Origin of the sequence: Mesorhizobium sp. M8A.F.Ca.ET.181.01.1.1, assembly GCF_004792025.1 — a bacterium.
GTDB lineage: Bacteria > Pseudomonadota > Alphaproteobacteria > Rhizobiales > Rhizobiaceae > Mesorhizobium.
The window spans coordinates 1-313 of record NZ_SRTV01000196.1 but is presented as its reverse complement, the minus strand read 5'-3'; the positions used below and the strand labels follow the sequence as shown (position 1 = coordinate 313).

Genomic DNA, 313 nt, shown 5'->3' with positions numbered 1-313 from the left:
CAGCGTGATGAAGGTGTCGCCGAACTGCATCTGGTCGATGTCGAGAGGCGCGAATACCGCGAATCGCAATTGCAGGACATCTACGATGCCGCCCGCCTCGTCGACGGGCTCGACAACATCCATTTCTTCCAGCGCACGATGGTGCCGCGCGACATCCCCGACCCGCTCGAGATGGATTTCAACACGCTCTATGCCTGCGTGATGGGGACATCGAAGCATGTCGGCACCTCGTTCACGGTGCGCGAAAACGTCAAGCCGGCGCTGGAGATGCTTTATGCGATCGCCGGCGGCGAGGAGAATTTCCGCGCGCGGC

1 protein-coding gene is annotated in these 313 nt (G+C 61.3%); it reads left to right on the top strand.

Annotation, left to right across the window (positions count from 1 at the left end; translation table 11 throughout):
* The coding region (locus tag EN824_RS34215; protein WP_189522287.1) for a trimethylamine methyltransferase family protein at positions 1 to 313 on the top strand (313 nt) is incomplete at both ends.